The sequence below is a fragment of the Flavobacterium arabinosi genome, from assembly GCF_048158725.1.
Classification (GTDB): Bacteria; Bacteroidota; Bacteroidia; order Flavobacteriales; family Flavobacteriaceae; genus Flavobacterium; species Flavobacterium arabinosi.
Window position 1 is genome coordinate 397,627 of the sequence record NZ_JBLNKX010000001.1, and the last position, 17,844, is coordinate 415,470.

Sequence of the window (17,844 nt, forward strand, 5' to 3'; positions counted from 1 at the left end):
TACTTTTAAAGTAGAATTTAAATCTAAAGCCATGAAAAAGATAGTGTTTTCTTTAGTGTTGCTCCTAGTTGTGAATTTCATTAATGCTCAGGAAACTTCAAATGACACTATAAAACTTTGGACAAAAAAAGGGAATATTTCTTTGCTTTTTAATCAAACTGCTTTCAACAGTAAATGGTTGGGCGGTGGAACTTCAAACCTTGCGGGGAATTTTGGTCTGAATTATGATTTCAATTATAAAAAAGGGGACGTAATTTGGGATAATAAATTCATAGCCGCTTATGGATTAACCAAAGTAACCGGTTCAAAAATATCAAAAACAGATGACCGGTTAGAATTGAATTCGCTTTGGGGTAAGAAAGCCAAAGGAGATTGGTATTACTCTTTGTTTTTCAATTTCAAAACACAAATGGATGTTGGTTATGATAAAGACCGCAATAATATTTCTCATTTCTTTTCGCCCGCTTATATTCAATTTGGACCTGGAATTTGGTGGAAAAAAAGTAATAATTTAAGCGTTAATTTTTCTCCTGCGACCGCAAAATTAATTTTAGTACACAAACATTTTACTGATTTCGGCCCTTCTTTTGGTGTATTGCAAGGAGACAGTTCCCGTTTTGAATTTGGCGCCAGTATTTCAGGTTATTATAAATTTAATATAATGACAAACATTTCTATTGAAAACAGACTAAATTTATATTCTAATTATTTAGACAAACCACAAAATATTGATATTGATTACCAAATCAATATTCTTATGAGAATTAACAAATACATAACGGCAAATTTAGCTTTACAAGGAATATATGATGACAATACAATCAAAGCGGTACAAGTAAGAGAAGTATTTGGATTAGGAGTTAATTACGGTTTTTAAAAACCCCCTTTTTAGCCGCTATTTATTGATAATCAGTAACTTAAATTAAATATTTATTAACAAAAATCGCAAACGTACTCTCTTTTTTAGTATATTTATTCTCCTATTTAACCTACTAAGACATAATGGTAAGCATTTTAAACTAACACTATTATTTTAAAACTTCACCTTATGAAAAAATTAATTTTAATCGTCCTGTGTGCGACCCTTTTTGTAGCATGCAAAAAAGAAGTTACACCGAAAGCATTGTCAACTTCTGAAACACCCCCACCTCCAACAGAATTTGCCGACAGCAAATATTCCGAAATCGGAAAAAAAATGTTAGCGGATTTATCCAAAAATGACATGGATTCCTGGACAGACAGCTTCGCCGAAGATGCCAAGTATTACTGGAATAGCGGAGACAGTCTAGTAGGAAAACCAGCCATCGAAAAATACTGGAGAGACCGAAGAGGTAACGTTATTGAAACCATCACTTTTGAAAAAGAAATTTGGTTGCCGGTCAAAGTAAATGAGAAAGGTAACATTCCGATGGATGGCATCTGGCTTCTTGGCTGGTACAAAACCACCGCAAAATACAAAGGTGGCAAGAGTATGACACAATGGATTCATTCTACGTATCATTTTAATTCAGAGGATAAAATTGATATGGTCGACCAATATCTCGACCGAGTGCCTATCATGGAAGCAATGCCACCGAAGAAATAGTTTTTTAAGTCCCCGTTTGCAGAATTCAGAATGTATCCCATAAAAAACGGCACTCTTTTAGGGTGCCGTTTTTTATGGGATACATTTAATGCGTTTAACCTGTATAAGCCATCCGCGTTGCAAACGCTATAATTTGTCTCTTAATTTAAGTAGGTTTTTTAACAAGCCGTTGGAACGGAATTTTTATACTCGAAAAATAACCAACATATAACCCTCTCAAAAGTTGTGAATAACTTTACGATGCTTTACATAGGAGTAGTTGTTAGCTGGTGTATTTTTTTAAATCAACTGTCACTTTTCCAAATAACCATTTATCTTTTTCAGTTTTCTTGTATTTATATTTAATTTCAAAAAAACCATTTTTAATTTCCCCATCCTCAAATAAAGTTTCTGAAAAATGACCATTTGTAATTTTCAAAGTCTTTTCAATTCTCCCTTTCGGTAAATCGATTTTAAAAATTTTATTGGTTTCTAAATTTAGAAAATTCAAGAAGTTTGATTTGTCTTTATCTATAGTTACGAAATAAGGATATTTGTTATTTTCGCTAACGAATATTTGTCTTCCAATATTGGCAATTTTTTTTCCGCTATTTTTGTCAAATAATATATATTCATAAGGATCACAACATCCCGAAATTGTGTGATATTCTACGAGAAATGAATTCTTGTATTCTACCCATTCAGCAAACCCTAATTTTCCAGTGTATTCAATTAATTCTTTATCATCTATTGAAAAAAGTATTTTCTTTTTCTTGCTTTTACTTTCAAATACAACCCAAGAAGAATCACAAGTAAATTCTCTATATATTTTAGCACCATTTTTGAAAATAGTTTTTTCGCAAGAAATAATTTCATTCAATTCTGGTCGAGTTTTACAACTACAATTTTGTCCCAAGCAAAGTTGTGAAATTATTGATAATATGATTGTTAGAGCTATTTTCATAATATGTCAGCTAACTTGTATATATGTATGACAAAATCATACAAAGCCACCCAATTTTAGGTAGATATGTATGATAAAGGTCAGACTTTATTTATTTTCAAATATATTAATTTTTTCTTGCAAATAGTCTAAAAACCCGGAACAGCAATTATATCCACAAGAGCCCGCATGAAGGATAGCAGTGAAAATCCTCCCGATTTTTCTTCGGGAGATTGTAACGTATAGCCTGACGCAGCTGTAACATCGTGGAAGCTGGGACATGCCCAAAAAAAAATCCCAATTGAAATGTCAAAAGGGATTGGTTTATATCTGTTTTAGAGAAAATTATTCGATTTCCTCTTCTTCTTTTTCTTCTTTCTCCACAGCGTCTTTATAATCGGGATATAAAAACTTATTGTACGGAAAACGGGTGATGTGAATTTGTCTTACGGCTTCGTAAACGCGTTCTCTGAATTCCTCGAAATTTTCTTTGTTTGTTGCCGAAATAAACAAGGCATTTTGCTCGCCTACTCGACTCATCCAAGTCGATTTCCATTCTTCCAAAGTGAAATGTCTTGGTGTTTTTTCGGTCATCAAATCATCTTCATCTATAGTCAGCGGTTTGTAGGCATCAATTTTATTAAAAACCATAATTACCGGTTTATCATTGGCTTTGATGTCCAATAAAGTTTGATTTACCGATGCGATATGATCTTCAAATTCAGGATGCGAAATATCAACTACATGCAATAACAAATCAGCTTCACGAACCTCATCCAGTGTGCTTTTGAAAGAATCTACCAGTTGTGTCGGTAATTTCCGAATAAATCCTACGGTATCAGAAAGCAAGAAAGGCAAGTTTTTGATCACTACTTTTCGAACGGTGGTATCCAAAGTCGCAAAAAGTTTATTTTCTACAAAAACATCACTTTTTCCAACAGCATTCATCAAGGTTGATTTCCCAACATTAGTATAACCTACTAAAGCCACACGAACCATAGCACCACGATTACCGCGTTGTACGCCCATTTGCTTGTCGATGGTTTTTATTTTCTCTTTCAATAACGCAATTCGGTCACGAACAATACGTCTGTCGGTTTCAATCTCCGTTTCCCCAGGTCCACGCATTCCAATTCCCCCTTTTTGACGTTCAAGGTGCGTCCACATTCCGGAAAGTCTTGGTAATAAATATTGGCATTGCGCCAATTCTACTTGCGTTCTGGCATACGAAGTTTCGGCGCGTTGCGCAAAAATATCAAGGATAAGATGCGTTCTATCCAGAATTTTACAATCGATAATTTTAGATATATTTTTTTGCTGTGAAGGGGATAATTCATCATCAAATACCAAAGTCGAAATGTCATTTTCTTTTACAAAAAGATTGATTTCCTCTATTTTTCCTGTTCCTACAAAAGTCTTAGGATTTGGGCGTTCCATTTTTTGCGAAAAACGTTTCACCACTTGGCCCCCAGCGGTAAAGGTCAAAAACTCTAATTCGTCAAGATATTCGTTTAGTTTCTCTTCACTTTGATTTTGAGTTATAACACCAACTATAGCCGTTTTTTCGAAATTTATTACTTCTTTTTCTAACATGTCTTTGAATAAGCTACAAATTTAATGATTTGTCAGGGACTTATGGAGTTCTGTGTTTATAAAAAACTAGAAGGCGTGAATAATGATAGTTTTTTGGTCAAGCCGGAAATTAGACTAAAGAAAATTTTTACCACGAAATAGTTTTTAATTTTTAAAAAATTCGTGAAAATTCGCGGCTAAAAAACAACTCTCCTGTCTTTGCCCAGCTTACTTTAGGAGTTACTTTGATTTTTAATTATTTTTACAGGAATTTAATCCCATTTGAATGAATCGATTTCTCATATTAATTATTGCATCGCTATTTCCCGTTCTTCTTTTTGGGCAAAATAATTTTGATTCGCTATTGGATGAATTGGATCAAACAGTAGCTGATTACCAATTGTATTCGAATAAAAAAGAAAATGAGATAAACAAACTCAAAGGACTGTTGCAATACACTTCGGCTGATCTTCAAAAATATGCCATTTACGGAAAATTGTATGCTGAATATAAATTGTATCAGTCGGACTCGGCATTGATTTATGCCCGAAAGAGTTTTCAAATAGCCGAAAAATTAAAGGATGCCCGAAAACTAAATGATGCCCAATTAAATCTGGCTTCCATCATGGGAACATTAGGAATGTACAAGGAAGCGACCGACATCCTTAATACAATCAACATCAATACAACTCCCGACCTAAAAGGATATTATTTTACCGTGAATAGCGTAGTTTATGGATATATGTCTGATTATGCGGCTTCACCTCAGGAAAAAGAAAAGTATGTTTTACTGACAAAAAAATACCGTGATTCCTCCTTAAATTTTTATCCAACGCAATCAAGTGCTTATATTATGGCGAAGTCCAGCACGCTTCTTGAAGCTAGAAAACGCAATGAAACGCTGCATTTATTGCAAAATTATTTTCCGAATATTGCTCCTAATAGTCCTGACAAAGCTGTTATTGCCTATATTATTTCGCAGGCGTATCGCGCAAAAAAAGACCATTTACAGGAGCAAAAATGGTTGACAATTTCTGCTATTTCTGATTTGCAGTTGGCCAAAAAGGAATATATTTCGTTGCGTTCTTTGGCTTTTCTAATGTATGAAAACGGAGATATTGACCGCGCTTATAAGTATATAAAACGTTCCCTTGAAGATGCCCTTTTTTGCAATGCGCGCTTACGAACGTATGAAATCTCTAAGATGCTGCCCATCATAAACGAGGCGTATCAAAAACAAAATGAAACCAACCGGCTCCAATTAATTCTGTTTTTGATAAGTGCCAGTATACTATCGGTGTTCTTGTTGGCGGTGCTTTTTTTACTTTTTAAGCAAATGAAAAAATTGTCCAAAGCAAAACAGGATTTAAGTTTGGCCAACACCAAGCTTTCTGAACTGAATACCGAATTAAATACTTTCAATGAGAAATTGAATGAGACGAATTATACGCTGACCGAAGCCAATCTTTTGAAGGAAATATACATTGGGCGTTACATGGACCAGTGTTCAGACTACATTGGCAAGTTAGACGAATACCGCCGAAAATTGAATGTAATGGTCACTACAGGGAAAATGAATGACCTGATAAGTGCCGTAAAATCAAAGCAGTTTGTCGAAAAGGAGCTCGCAGCGTTTTATACTACTTTCGACAAAACGTTCTTGCAACTCTTTCCTAATTTTATCGAAGAGTTTAAAGCGTTGCTAGTTGATGACGAAGCAACACAATTGAAGGAAGGCGAACTCCTGAATACCGAATTAAGAATCTTTGCACTCATCCGTTTGGGCATAAAGGACAGCGCAAAAATTTCAATATTCCTTCGGTATTCGGTATCCACGATTTACAATTACCGTTCACAACTCAAAAACAAAGCAGCGGGTCCACGTGAGGAATTTGAAGCAAAAGTAATGCGAATAGGAACTAATTTAAAGTAGAAAAATTCTATTTTTAAAGGAGGTCTTCAGGGTTGAAACAATCTTGAAGGCCTTTTTTTTATTATAAATCTACCACTTTTTTTTAACAATAAATTTACATAACAAACTTTTAAACAGTATATTAGATGTTTAAAATGAAAGTTTAATCTACTTTTTTAGAATGATAAAAATATGTAGCGCATAAAGCGTTTACTTTTACTTTCTCGAATTTCGGAATTGGGATTAAAACTTTGTCTTTTTCAATAAATCGATTTCGTGAAATTCATGTTGATTACCTTCTATTACCAAACCTGAAAAAATTAATTATTAAATCTATTTTAAAAAATGAAACATTTTCTTTTTACAGCCTTACTTTGGCTCGCTTTTTTTAACACTGTAAATGCACAGCAGTTAAAATCACCAAATGGAAAATTTGTAATGGAGTTCTCCTTACAAAATGACGGAACTCCAAGTTACAGTTTAAATTACAAAGGCAAAGCAGTTGTAAAACCAAGTAAATTAGGTCTTGAGCTAAAAAATGATAAAAAGTCATTGTTAAATGATTTTACTGTTATTGATACTAAGACATCCACTTTTGATGAAAACTGGAAACCAGTTTGGGGAGAAGTTGCCTCAATTCGCAATCATTATAACGAATTGGCAGTAACCTTAAATCAAAAAGAAACCGACAGACAAATTGTTATTCGTTTTCGTTTGTTTGACGATGGTCTTGGATTCCGTTATGAGTTTCCTTCGCAAAAAAACCTTACTTATTTTGTAATCAAAGAAGAAAGAACCCAATTTGCAATGACAGGAGATCATACCGCTTTTTGGATCCCTGGTGATTATGATACCCAAGAATATGATTATACTACCTCAAAATTGTCTGAAATTAGAGGACTTACTGAAAAAGCAACTACTGCAAATGTTTCTCAAAAGTCTTTTTCTACCACAGGAGTTCAGACTTCGCTAATGCTAAAAACAGGCGATGGATTGTATATCAATTTACATGAAGCAGCCTTAATCAATTATTCTTGTATGCATTTGAATCTGGATGATAAAAACATGGTCTTCGAATCCTGGTTGACACCAGATGCAAAAGGAGATAAAGGATATATGCAAGCTCCAAGCAATTCGCCTTGGCGTACCATAATCGTTAGTGATGACGCAAGAGAAATTCTGGCTTCAAAAATGACATTAAACCTGAATGACCCTTGTAAAATCGAAGATACTTCATGGATAAAACCAGTTAAATATGTGGGTGTTTGGTGGGAAATGATTACTGGAAAAAGCTCATGGGCTTACACCGATGAATTTCCAACGGTACAACTTGGTGTTACTGATTTTGCAAAAGCAAAACCAAATGGCAAACACGGTGCAAATAACACCAATGTGAAAAAATATATCGATTTTGCAGCCAAAAACGGTTTTGATGCAGTATTGGTCGAAGGTTGGAATGAAGGTTGGGAAGACTGGTTTGGACATTCAAAAGATTATGTTTTTGATTTTTTAACTCCTTATCCGGATTTTGATGTTAAAGGCTTGCATGAATATGCAAAATCAAAAGGAATTAAGATGATTATGCACCATGAAACTTCTGGATCTGTTCGCAACTACGAGCGTCATATGGACAAAGCCTATCAGTTTATGAAAGACAATGGGTATGATGCCGTGAAAAGTGGTTATGTAGGTGATATTTTGCCAAGAGGTGAAAATCATTACAGCCAATGGATTGTCAATCATTATCAATATGCTGTCGAAAAAGCAGCCGAGTATAAAATCATGCTCAATGCGCACGAAGCTATTCGTCCAACAGGTATTTGTAGAACGTATCCAAATTTAATTGGTAACGAAGCCGCAAGAGGAACCGAATATCAAGCTTTTGGAGGATCTAAACCAAACCACGTAACAGTATTACCTTTTACCCGTTTAGTGGGAGGACCTATGGATTATACTCCGGGTATTTTTGAAATGGATTTAAGCAAAATCAATCCTGATAATAAATCACATGTGAACAGTACAATTGCGAATCAGCTGGCTTTATACGTAACGATGTACAGTCCGTTGCAAATGGCAGCCGATTTTCCTGAAAATTATGATCGATTTGCTGATGCCTTTCAGTTTATCAAAGATGTAGCGGTAGATTGGACAGACAGTAAATACCTTGAAGCGGAACCAGGTCAATATGTTACTGTTGCGCGTAAAGCAAAAGTGACTAATAATTGGTTCATTGGTAATGTAAACGGAGAAACTCCTCGTACTTCAGCTATCAAATTTGATTTCTTGGAAAAAGGAAAAACGTATGTAGCCACAATTTATGCAGATGCCAAGGACGCACATTATAAAACAAATCCACAAGCCTATACAATTCGTAAAATGAATGTAACCAACAAATCAAAACTGGCACAGTTCAGTGCTCCAGGCGGAGGTTATGCCATCAGTATAGTTGAAACCAAAAAATAATTGAATACAAAAGGCTGTCCAAAAAGACAGCCTTTTTATTTTGGTTTTATTGTTAAAGAAAAAACAGATCGTGCATTCTTTGGTAAAAAACCTCAGCAATAAATTCTAATTTATTGCAATAAGTTTAACTTCAAAAATAAGTACGGAACCTCCAGGAATAGTACTGTAATCATTACTTCCATAGCCTAAGTGAGCAGGTACCAAAAGTATACCGTTACCTCCTTCTTTAAAATAAGGGATGCCTTCGGTCCAACCTTTTATGACTTGTTGTAATCCAAACGAAATACCTTCGGCACTACTTTGATCAAATACAGATCCATTGGTAAAATAGCCTTTATAAGCTACCTTTACATTAGAGGCAGCAGTGGGCTGCCCTCCAGTACCAGGCTCATTAATCACATAATACAACCCTGAATCGGTTCTTGTAGCAGTTAAATGATTTTTGGCTATATAATCAACAATTTGTTTTTCATTTTGAACTGTATAATCAACAGGTTTAGATGTTCCAGCATCTGACAAGCAAGAAACAAATAGTATAGAAACTAATGCTAATAAAATAGATTTCATAATTTAATTTAATTTGTAAGGTTGCAAATATATAAAATACAAGCTATATAAATTAAGTTTTTCACTACGATGTGATCAATATTAATTTCCATAAACCTGTACATCATCCACTTGAAAAGCACCGTCCAAGGACAAATTTCTACCGGAACCCGTATATTTGAAAGCTATATTTATTTTGCCTTTGTAAGAAGATAAATCTATTGCACCGCTCCCTATAAATTGATACCAAGGGGTGGCTTGTTTTGGTAATTTCGCCAAAACCGGAATCCAAGTCGCGGTAGCCACATTCAATCCGTCAAAATTAGTGGAAACATAAACTTCCAAAGAATTCAATTGGGAATCAACGTCTAAATGATGTTGGGCAGCTCTAAAAGTCAAGACCTCATTGGCGTGCTTGTCCATGTCAATTTTTGGAGAAATCAACCAAGCCACATTCGAAACTACCTTTGCGCCTGAAATATTAAATTCGGCATAACCATTCCCGGAATATACCGTCCCTTTCCAGGAAAGCGCTCCCTTTTGAACAATATTTGCCCATCCCGGAAGGCTTAAATTTGATTTATCAATAACCGCTTCAAAATCTTGAGAGAAAAAAGGAGCTGCTCTGTTTCCTGTCATCACAACATCTTTCTCGGAGCGCGGTAACAGTTGGTAATCCGTTCCATATTTTGTTAAAATCCCTCTTACTTTTCCGCTCCCGTTCGGAACCAAATTACTGGAAAAATCAGCAAAACTACTGGTTCTAAAATACACTTGATTTCCTAATTTATCCATTAAACCCCAATTGGTTGCACCACCCACATTATTGGTTTCTTCAAAATAATGGCGACCAATGGCAGCAGCCGTAAACTGAACATCGGATAATTCAACCAAAGTATTCAAATTAGAATCATTTAATAAATCTTCCATTGAAATTGTTTTTACAAGAACTTCCTCCTTCACGGTTGTACAAGAAGCATTCAGTACCTTTTTATAGTCATTTTGGGAAAGCCGCCCCACTCCGCCTTCATTATAAGAATTCACAAAAATGCTTCCTATTCTCATGCCACCAAATAAAATATCAGTGTATTGGTCTTTTAGTTTTAAATATACTTTATTGCCTAATCTGTAATCAATATACAAGTTTGTTGCATCCACAGGAACACTAAATCCTATCGCCGGTGTTGTGGCTGTCGCCAAAGTTTGAAAGGAAATAGACTTGAAAAAATTACCCGATTCATCACTGGAAACTACATAAGCCTCTATGATGTCGTCATAAGAATATTGTGTCACGATTGCATTGGCATTTTCCCGAACTTCAACAACAGTTCGGTTTACGGTTAAATCCGGTTGGGTACAACTTAATTTAGGAATTGCAACGGTATCATTTACACAACTTGTAAAAAGAACGGCGATTGCTATAGAAAAAAACAGGAAATTGAAAATTGGTTTCATAAATGACTATTTATTGTTAAAAATGATTTGTCTAAAATATCTGCTTACATGTCCTTATATTTCTCATATGGCGGAACTATTTTAGTCGTTTTTTGAACCGTATAAGAAGTATAAATTTTGGAATATATTAATTGTTCCGTTCATTGCGTAATATGTTTTTATCTATAGATTAATGGAAAGATTTACGAAATAGGTTCTTCCATAACCGTAAAAATATTTGTTGCCAAATGATGGTGTTCCACTGGAAATATCCTGATTGCGTTGCCTGAAATTGGCATTTCTGGCTTGTTCATAACCGCCCGTTTTATAAGTAACATCGAACACGTTATTGATGCTGGCAAAAAGACCTACATACTTACCATAAATACGCCATGATTTTCCGCCAACTATGTTTAACAATGTTGTTGGATCAAATTTTTCCTGTTGCAATAATTCCTTGCCTCTTTCTTCTGTGGCTTCCGGAAAGGGAAATCCACTGGCGGGATTAATAAAAAAGTGATCTGTTCTGGCAATGGGAGAAACATCGATATAACTATTTGTTAAATAATTTAGATTTACCCCAACCCACCAAAACTTAGGATCCCGATATTCAATTCCCAATGAATAAGCTTGTTGCGGTGAACCGGGTTGTTTGTAGTTTTTCAATGCTGCGGTTCCAAAATCAAAAACAGGATTCGTATTTTCTATTGAAGCCTCGGCATCGTTTGTCACCATTACATTTGGATTACTGTCATAGTTATATTCTCCAAAAGCAGCCGAAAAAGTAGTTTTCAACGTTGAGTTTATTTGGTATTCCAGACTTAATTCGGTGCCCATATTTTTCTTGTTCAAATGGGTTAGCGTCTGACTCACAAATGCGCTGGTGTTGCTATATCCCGCACCATCGTCAAAAATTCCTTCAGCGTAAAAGAATGACGTTTGTGTGGCGTCTTTTATCAACGTATAAAAAGCGGTAAGTCTCGCTTTGAATCTTGGAGAACGATAGCTGTAACTCGCGTCCAAACTGCTGATGTTTTCACTTTCCAAATTATCAACAATCCTATTATTTAATCGAGAATTGGGAAATGTATTCCTGATTGTTGGGGCTTTTGTCAAATGCGCTCCGTTAAAAATCAACAATTGTCTACCAGATATTTTGTACGTTAGTCCGCCTTTAAAACCAAAATTTTCGAATGTTGCTTTCTCACTTTTTCCAAAGGAATTGGTTTCGTAAATTCCGTTTTTATACAAACCTTCTCTTTGATAATTGGTACTTGAGAAACTTTGAGCCAGATAAAAATCCACTTTATTGTACGAGAATTTGAATTGTGTAAAGGCATCGAGCGTATTGGCAACATAATTATAATTGTATCCGTATGCATCGCCAACAACCACTTGCCGGTTTGGATTATTTAAGTCTGATTGCGATTGGTTTCCGTTATAAAACCCGTCAATGTCTTCAAAATAAGTACCGCCCAATAAATCCAAAAGTTTCTGATAATTGTGTGATTTCAAGTTTTTGAAAGATCCACCTGCATTCAAAATAACATTTTCCGTGAGCTGTGTATTGAATGTAGAAGTCGCCACGATTGTCTTATCATCGGTGCGGTCTTCATATAAAACATACTTGCTTTTGGTTGGCTCATAACCCGCAATTATTCCGTTTGCGTTAATAATTGGGTTTTGATTGGCTTGGTACATCCCGTTCCAATCGATTTGCTGATTGGCTAAAAACTGGTCTTTGCTTTTCTCCGCATTCAATAAATCCGGCGTAAATTCACCTGAAAATTCCCCATTATCTGAATCGTAATGCGAACTGTAATAACTGGGCAGTTTTCTATAATAGGTCGGATCCGGACTATTCGCATTTTGATAATCGATGTTGCTGTTTCCAATTTTTCCAAACTGATACATCAAGCTAGAATTCAAATTTGTATGATCGTTTATCTTAAAAAAATGGTTCAGCATCACAATCGGTTCTTCGATGGTTTTCATTCTTGCATTTCTCTTATTCCCATCTTGAAAACCCCAATAGGAATTGTATTTTCCGTTTGTCAATTGGGTAACTTCGGTGGTATTTGGTGAATTTTTTCCTCGGGAATTTGGCGTATAAAAAGCCGTAACGTTTAAGGAATGATTGTCGTTCAGTTTTTTCTCCACACTTATAAACGCGGAATTGGCGTCGTAATTTGTCCCTTCAAAATAGCCTTCCTGTGCCCATCGCTTTCCTGCCGAAACCACAAATGCCCAACCTTGTGCATTCATTCCGGAAGCATACGTTCCCATCATGCGCCAACTGTAATTAGTATTGGTTCCAGAAAATGAAATGCGGGTGCCGGGTCTGTAAATGGAAGCGCGCGTATTGATTTCCTGAGTGCCTAATATTCCGCCAAAAGTATAATCGGAAGGAGCAGTTCCTATGGAAAACTCCTGATTTCGAAGCGCATCGTTCAGTCCGCCCCAATCGCCCCATTGCGGTCTGCCATCGTACAATTTATTCATGGAAACACTATTAATCATCATCGTGGAATGTTCGCTATCCAATCCCCGAATCCTAAAACGAGCTTGTCCCCAATTGAAGGCGGCCGCTTGCTGAAAAGCATCTTTGGAGGATTGCAAAAGCCCGGAAGTGCTTTCGGAGCCGCTGTTATCATCGCTCAAATCACTTTCTGAAAGTGCTATTAAACCGGTTTGCTGTTCTGACGTTTGGTCTTCTTCTAATACTATTGTGTCTAAATCGAGTATTTGCCCCGCTATGATTTCAACTGGAAATAAGGCGTCTTTGTAGCCCTGACTATGAAATAAAACCAGTTGTTCGCCTGCTGAAACAGTATCAAATCTAAATTTTCCATCAACTGTTGTCAGCTGCATTAAATTCGTATTCTGAATGGTAACCACAACATAAGGCAATGGTTGCTGCGTTTTGGAATCCATAACTTTTCCAGAAATCCCTGTTTCTTGTTGTGCAAAAACAAAAGGTATTGAAACAAAAAACAAGACAATAAGGGTAATTTTTTTCATAAGCGTATTGAGGTCTTTTATAAGCGAATTAGAATAGGCCAATGAATAAAAATTCATTATTCTATTTCGACTTAATAAAATACAGTTCTTTGAAAATCAACATTACGGATAAAGATGATTTTTCTGAACACTGTATGATTGTCCTTAAATAGAATAAAGAATCAGAAAATGAAAAAAATTGTTTTTGGAAAGTGGTATTTTGAGACCCTATAAAATTCTGCTGAAAAGTGTGGTATTAGAAATTTAAATAACAAGCTATTTAAATTTATAATGTTAAAAATAAGAAAAAAACTATTAAGTTGTTATTTTTTATAGAAAAAATCTTATATTTTTTTTTCAAACTACTGTAATCTGAAAGTATTGTACGAAATTAAAAACGCAATGAATAGCCCTGATGGCAGCAAGTATCCTTTCTCTCGTTTTTTACGAGAAAAAGATACTGCGTACAGCGGGTGCGTGTATTCTTATAAAAACGGGATGTTGTGCTCCTAAAAAAACTAGTCTTGAATTGCCTTGATTCTGGAAACCATTAGTGCAATGAAAAATCCGAAAATACCAATGAAAGCGAATGAAAATCGCAATCCAAATGCCTCGGCTATGTAACCAATTATGGGTGGCCCCATTAAAAACCCAAGGAAACTTACGCTGGAAACAGCTGTTAAGGCTTCGCCTGTTGGGATCGTTGGATGCTTGCCAGCAATGCTATAAAGGGTTGGTATAATAGTGGAAACTCCCAATCCTACAAACATAAAAGCGATTGTTGACGGAATGATGAATGGGAAGAATACGGCAGTAAATAAGCCAATAGAAATCATACAACCACTAATTTGCATTACTGTTTTTCGTCCAAATTTTTGAGTTAAACCATCTCCGAAAAAACGGCCACTTGCCATCATAATCATAAAAGAAGTATAGCCTAAAATTACTAACGGTCCAGGCGCTTTGACAATATCTTTGAAATAAACACCGCTCCAATCAAACATAACACCTTCGCTGGCCATACAACAAAACCCAATGACTCCTAGCATAATTAGGGAACTATCCGGTTTTCTGAATCCTTTTTTCTTTTCGGTTTGGATGGTTTCTTTGGCTTTAATTAAGAATTTGAAATTAAAAGCCATTAACAAGACTGCGATTCCAGCAACGATCAGAAAATGTGTATAGGTATTGAGTTCCAGTGACAACATTCCCAAGCCGACTAAAGCCCCTGTAAATCCAGCTAAGCTCCACATCCCATGAAAAGAGGACATGATGGTTCTTTTAAAAAGTCCTTCAGTGTATACTCCCTGCGTATTTACGGATATGTTCGTTAAGTTTGCGAAAATTCCAAAGAACAATAATCCAAGACCGAGTTGCCAAGCGTTTTGGGCTAGTCCTAAAGTGGTCAAACTAAAGGCATACATTATAATAGAATAAGGGAGAATGCGATGGCTGCCAAAACGAGTAACCAATTTTCCTGAAAAGGGCATCATGGCTAACTGTCCTACCGGAACGGCAAATAAAATGGTTCCTAGATCACCTTCACTAAGGTGTAATGCCGTTTTGATATCCGGGATTCGGCTTGCCCAAGTGGCAAAACACAAACCCAAGCCAAAATAAAACATGGACACTGCCCAACGAATTCTGTTCAAATAAGAAACCTTAGCGTCTTTATACGTTTTTTTGTATTTTCCCTTCGCTTTGAATCTGCCTAAAAAGTTTAAATCTATCAAAAGAATGAGTTTTAGAATTTCTTAGGTCAAAAGTACGAAAAGCAATCATTCATTATGTCGAAACAACACATTAACCAAGGAATATATCGTTATTGTTTATAAATTAAACTAAAAAAGCATTCGTATTTAGAAGTTATTCGCCACAAATTTTTCTGATTTTTCATGAATTTATATTTGGAAACAAAAGAAATTCGTGTTTTTTCGTATAATTCGTGGCAAAATTTTCAATGAACAATCATTCTAAATTACAAATCAATTACTCGCTTTTGGGCGTTACTTTGTATTGCGGCTTCAATAATTTGCATGACATGAACGCCATCCTGAGCGGTTACCGGCTCAGGTGTATCATTTGAAATGGAATTGTAAACACCATCAAAATAATCGTAATAATTACCTTGAAGTGTTGGTATATTTTCCATTAATACATCAGTATGAATCTCGGTATGAAGCAAACCTTCTTTACTCTTAGGTTCTTTTCCCCAAGTGTCTAAATTTGGTTTTTTTCCAAGTTTCAAATCATCTTCCTGTACATCGCCACGCGGTTTCAGGAAAGAACCTTTTTTTCCGTGAATAATAAATGCAGGAACGGCTTCTCGAACAAAAAATCCCGCTTTTAAGCGCACACGGAAATCAGGATAGTACAACAAAATATCTATATAATCATCTACCAAAGAATGTTCTCTCGTAATTCTGATATCAGCAAAAACAGATTCAGGCAAACCAAATAAACACAAGGCCTGATCAATTAAATGCGGACCTAAATCCTTTAGAATTCCTGCGCCGGAATTAACAGTTTCTTTGTGTGATTTTGGACTCAAAAGCGGATTGTAACGATCAAAATGGAATTCGGCTTCCACTATTTCTCCCAATTTTTTCTCCAAAATAATTTTCTGCACCGTTTTGAAATCGCTGTCCCATCTTCTGTTTTGGAAAACGGCCAGCTTTACTCCTCTTTCTTTTGCCAAAGCAGCTAATTCCTGCGCTTGGGCAACGGTTGTGGTAAATGCTTTTTCAACAATGGCATGTTTTCCCGCAAGCAATACTTTTTTGGCATATTCATAATGGGTATCCACCGGCGTATTTACAATCACCAAATCGACATCATCTTCTAGTAAAGCCTCCATGGTGGCATAACTTTTAACCGATGGGTAATCCTCGCGTATCAATTTTTTACTTCTTTCCCATGAACCAATCAGTTCAAATCCTTTATGAAATGATATAAATGGAGCGTGGAATACTTTTCCTGACATTCCGTAGGAAAGTAAAGCTGTTCTTATTTTTTGCATGTGCTGTTTTTTTTAGTCGAACACGAATTTATAACTTTTAACCTTAAAAATCATGGGAACTTATGTCCTTATGCCGTTAAATTTTAAAACATATAAGAAATGTAAGTTCATTGAAGATTGGTTCTTGATACCCATTCGAACCTTTTTGTTCGATTTAAATATTAAAAAGAATCTCGACTGCGCTCGGTTTGACATAAAAAACTTCGTGTTTTTAAAGATAAAATGTGTGATTATTTAATTTTTGCTCTTTCGTATTGTTTTGGCCATTGAACATCCGCCTGAAGTTCCTGGGCGAAAGTCAATCCTAAATTGGGGTTTCTAAGGGATTCTCTTGCGAACAATACTAAATCCGCTTTTCCGGATGCAATAATTTCTTCTGCTTGACCGGATGTTGTAATTAATCCTACGGCTCCTGTCAGTATTCCAGTTTCTTTTTTTATTCTTTCTGCAAAAGGAACTTGGTAATTGGGTCCCAAAGTAATTCGTTGGTGTGAAACTAATCCTCCCGAAGAAACATCGATTAAATCCACTCCTTTTTCTTTTAATATTTTCGAAAGCTGTACTGATTCTTCGATGTTCCAACCTCCTTCCGCCCAATCAGTCGCAGAAATTCTAAAGAATAAAGGCAAGTTTTGCGGCCATTCCGATTGTACCGCTTCCACAATATCCAGCGTAAAACGGATTCGGTTCTCGAAGCTTCCTCCATATTCATCGGTACGTAAATTAGACAAAGGCGAAAGAAACTGATGCAATAAATACCCATGAGCCCCATGAATTTCCAGTACTTGAAAACCTGCTTGAACGGCTCTTTTGGCACTCGCTTTAAAGTCGGAAATTACTTTTTCGATTCCCGTTTTGTCTAATGGGATAGGCGTTTTTTCATTATCATGATAGGCGACAGCGCTTGGCGCTAAAGTATCCCAACCGCCTTGGGTTTGGTCTACTTTTCTGCCTCCTTCCCAAGGCGCAGCCGCACTGGCTTTTCTTCCGGCATGCGCCAATTGGATTCCTGGAATTGAATTTTGACTCACAATAAAACGATTAATTACTTGCATTTTTTCGATTTGTTCGTCTTTCCAAAGTCCCAAATCCCCTGGGGAAATTCTACCTTCGGGAGAAACTGCAGTCGCTTCCTGAATAATTAATCCTGCTCCGCCACTGGCACGACTGCCCAGATGCACGAGATGCCAATCATTAGCAAACCCATCTGTTGCTGAATATTGGCACATTGGGGAAATAATAATTCTATTTTTAAACGTGGTGTTTTTTATTAGAAGTGAAGAAAATAATTTTGAAGACATACGATATATTTTAATAAATTTTAAATGAAGTCAACGGAAAAACCGTTTCAGAAAAGTAAAGTTACGGGACATAACCGAAAGGAAAAATTG

The 17,844-nt window shown here is 35.9% G+C and carries 12 protein-coding genes; 4 read left to right on the top strand and 8 right to left on the bottom strand.

The window, feature by feature from the left end:
• Window positions 1-31 precede the first annotated feature (31 nt).
• Together ACM55K_RS01605 and ACM55K_RS01610 are read left to right on the top strand one after the other, a co-directional pair.
• Window positions 32-877: a DUF3078 domain-containing protein gene (locus tag ACM55K_RS01605; protein WP_416848477.1), complete on the top strand. Its 846-nt coding sequence runs from the start codon at window positions 32-34 to the stop codon at window positions 875-877.
• Between the two features lie 171 nt (window positions 878-1,048).
• The gene (locus ACM55K_RS01610) at window positions 1,049-1,585 is read left to right on the top strand and encodes a nuclear transport factor 2 family protein (protein ID WP_416848478.1); all 537 of its coding nucleotides are present in this window, start codon (window positions 1,049-1,051) and stop codon (window positions 1,583-1,585) included.
• 262 nt (window positions 1,586-1,847) lie between these two features.
• On the opposite strand, the gene ACM55K_RS01615 is transcribed toward ACM55K_RS01610, so the two are convergent.
• Window positions 1,848-2,444, bottom strand: a complete 597-nt coding sequence (locus ACM55K_RS01615; RefSeq protein WP_416848479.1) for a hypothetical protein — start codon at window positions 2,442-2,444, stop codon at window positions 1,848-1,850.
• 408 nt (window positions 2,445-2,852) lie between these two features.
• Entirely contained in the window at window positions 2,853-4,100 is a 1,248-nt protein-coding gene (gene hflX, locus ACM55K_RS01620; RefSeq protein ID WP_416848480.1) for a GTPase HflX, read from the bottom strand.
• Between the two features lie 265 nt (window positions 4,101-4,365).
• Here hflX and ACM55K_RS01625 point away from each other — a divergent pair, with 265 nt between their 5' ends.
• Together ACM55K_RS01625 and ACM55K_RS01630 are read left to right on the top strand one after the other, a co-directional pair.
• Window positions 4,366-6,012, top strand: coding sequence for a DUF6377 domain-containing protein (locus ACM55K_RS01625; protein ID WP_416848482.1), 1,647 nt, complete (start codon window positions 4,366-4,368; stop codon window positions 6,010-6,012).
• Window positions 6,013-6,336: 324 nt separating this feature from the next.
• On the top strand, window positions 6,337-8,454 hold the full coding sequence (locus ACM55K_RS01630) for a glycoside hydrolase family 97 protein (RefSeq protein WP_416848483.1): 2,118 nt from the start codon (window positions 6,337-6,339) through the stop codon (window positions 8,452-8,454).
• 105 nt (window positions 8,455-8,559) lie between these two features.
• Here ACM55K_RS01630 and ACM55K_RS01635 read toward each other — a convergent pair whose 3' ends face one another.
• The 6 genes from ACM55K_RS01635 to ACM55K_RS01660 all read right to left on the bottom strand — a co-directional run bounded on the left by ACM55K_RS01635 (window position 8,560) and on the right by ACM55K_RS01660 (window position 17,754).
• Window positions 8,560-9,021, bottom strand: coding sequence for an FKBP-type peptidyl-prolyl cis-trans isomerase (locus ACM55K_RS01635; protein WP_416848484.1), 462 nt, complete (start codon window positions 9,019-9,021; stop codon window positions 8,560-8,562).
• Between the two features lie 81 nt (window positions 9,022-9,102).
• Window positions 9,103-10,455 carry a DUF5689 domain-containing protein gene (locus ACM55K_RS01640; RefSeq protein WP_416848485.1) on the bottom strand — a complete coding sequence of 451 codons (1,353 nt, stop codon included), beginning with the start codon at window positions 10,453-10,455 and terminating at the stop codon, window positions 9,103-9,105.
• Between the two features lie 162 nt (window positions 10,456-10,617).
• Window positions 10,618-13,455, bottom strand: coding sequence for a carboxypeptidase-like regulatory domain-containing protein (locus ACM55K_RS01645; protein WP_416848486.1), 2,838 nt, complete (start codon window positions 13,453-13,455; stop codon window positions 10,618-10,620).
• Window positions 13,456-13,952: 497 nt separating this feature from the next.
• Window positions 13,953-15,167 (bottom strand): MFS transporter, encoded by a 1,215-nt coding sequence (locus ACM55K_RS01650; protein ID WP_416848487.1) that lies wholly within the window; start codon window positions 15,165-15,167, stop codon window positions 13,953-13,955.
• A gap of 245 nt (window positions 15,168-15,412) precedes the next feature.
• Window positions 15,413-16,453 carry a Gfo/Idh/MocA family oxidoreductase gene (locus ACM55K_RS01655; RefSeq protein ID WP_416848488.1) on the bottom strand — a complete coding sequence of 347 codons (1,041 nt, stop codon included), beginning with the start codon at window positions 16,451-16,453 and terminating at the stop codon, window positions 15,413-15,415.
• 230 nt (window positions 16,454-16,683) lie between these two features.
• Window positions 16,684-17,754, bottom strand: coding sequence for an NADH:flavin oxidoreductase/NADH oxidase (locus ACM55K_RS01660; RefSeq protein WP_416848489.1), 1,071 nt, complete (start codon window positions 17,752-17,754; stop codon window positions 16,684-16,686).
• Window positions 17,755-17,844: the final 90 nt, after the last annotated feature.

Bases quoted from the DNA above. Each gene is read 5' to 3' on its own strand.
- ACM55K_RS01605 (WP_416848477.1), top strand. From the start codon at position 32: ATGAAAAAGATAGTGTTTTCTTTAGTGTTGCTCCTAGTTGTGAATTTC.
- ACM55K_RS01610 (WP_416848478.1), top strand. From the start codon at position 1,049: ATGAAAAAATTAATTTTAATCGTCCTGTGTGCGACCCTTTTTGTAGCA.
- hflX (WP_416848480.1), bottom strand. From the start codon at position 4,100: ATGTTAGAAAAAGAAGTAATAAATTTCGAAAAAACGGCTATAGTTGGT.
- ACM55K_RS01625 (WP_416848482.1), top strand. From the start codon at position 4,366: ATGAATCGATTTCTCATATTAATTATTGCATCGCTATTTCCCGTTCTT.
- ACM55K_RS01630 (WP_416848483.1), top strand. From the start codon at position 6,337: ATGAAACATTTTCTTTTTACAGCCTTACTTTGGCTCGCTTTTTTTAAC.
- ACM55K_RS01635 (WP_416848484.1), bottom strand. From the start codon at position 9,021: ATGAAATCTATTTTATTAGCATTAGTTTCTATACTATTTGTTTCTTGC.
- ACM55K_RS01640 (WP_416848485.1), bottom strand. From the start codon at position 10,455: ATGAAACCAATTTTCAATTTCCTGTTTTTTTCTATAGCAATCGCCGTT.
- ACM55K_RS01645 (WP_416848486.1), bottom strand. From the start codon at position 13,455: ATGAAAAAAATTACCCTTATTGTCTTGTTTTTTGTTTCAATACCTTTT.
- ACM55K_RS01655 (WP_416848488.1), bottom strand. From the start codon at position 16,453: ATGCAAAAAATAAGAACAGCTTTACTTTCCTACGGAATGTCAGGAAAA.
- ACM55K_RS01660 (WP_416848489.1), bottom strand. From the start codon at position 17,754: ATGTCTTCAAAATTATTTTCTTCACTTCTAATAAAAAACACCACGTTT.